Origin of the sequence: Nitratidesulfovibrio oxamicus, assembly GCF_015731765.1 — a bacterium.
GTDB lineage: Bacteria > Desulfobacterota > Desulfovibrionia > Desulfovibrionales > Desulfovibrionaceae > Cupidesulfovibrio > Cupidesulfovibrio oxamicus.
In genome coordinates this window covers 1-933 of record NZ_VRYY01000656.1, presented here as the reverse complement: position 1 = coordinate 933, position 933 = coordinate 1, and the positions used below count along the sequence as shown (strand labels likewise).

The following is a 933-nucleotide window of genomic DNA, read 5'->3' as shown; positions in this document are numbered from 1 at the left end:
GTCCGAATCTGGGGTGGCGACCAGCCCTTCGGGCCGCAGGGCCAGCGGCGCGCAATCGTCGCCGCCGCACAGGCAGCCGCCCGGCAGGGGCAGGCCGAAGGCCGTGCACGCCGGGCCGTCCAGCACGTTGACCGGCCCCATGAAGCGCGCCACGTCGAGCGACACGGGCCGGGCGTACAGTTCCGCCGGGGTGCCGAACTGGGCCAGCCGACCGTGCAGCATGACCCCGATGCGGTCGGACACGGCGAACGCCTCTTCCAGGTCGTGGGTGACGCTGAGGGTGGTCACCCCGTAGCGGCGCACCGTGTCGCGCACGTAGGCGGCCATCTCCAGGCGCAGGGTGCGGTCCAGGTTGGCGAAGGGTTCGTCCAGCAGCAGCAGGGCCGGGTTGCACACCAGCGCGCGCGCCAGGGCCACGCGCTGGCGCTGCCCGGCGGACAGGTGGGCCGGGTAGCGGTGGGCCAGTTCTCCGATGGCGAAGTCGGCCAGCATGTCCCCGGCCCGCTGGATGCGCTGGCGGCGGCCCATGCCGCGCGCCCGCAGGCCGAAGGCCACGTTGTCGCGCACGGTCAGGTGCGGGAACAGCATGTAATCCTGAAAGACCAGGATCACCGCGTCGTCGTGCCCGTCCGGCGGGGTGACGGTGAACCCGCCCGCATCGTACGGGTGCAGCCCGGCCAGCACCCGCAGCAGGGTGGTCTTGCCCACGCCGGAAGGCCCCACGAGGCAGGCCATCTCGCCCTGCGCCAGACGGAAGGTGACCTCGCTGAACACTGGCGGGGGCGGCGCGGGGTGTCCGTTGTTCCCGGCCTGTGACGAAGGAGAAGGCCGGTCATGCCCATCAGGCTGATCAGGCTGGGCAAGCAACTCGGGCCGCTCGGGCCGGACCTGCGGCAACGGCGCGCGCCGCCCGGCGGCAAGGCCCACGGCCCG

The 933-nt window shown here is 73.3% G+C and carries 1 protein-coding gene; it reads right to left on the bottom strand.

What is annotated here, in order from left to right:
* The coding region (locus FVW20_RS16910) for an ABC transporter ATP-binding protein (protein ID WP_307831617.1) at positions 1 to 774 on the bottom strand (774 nt) is incomplete at its 3' end.
* Positions 775 to 933: the final 159 nt, after the last annotated feature.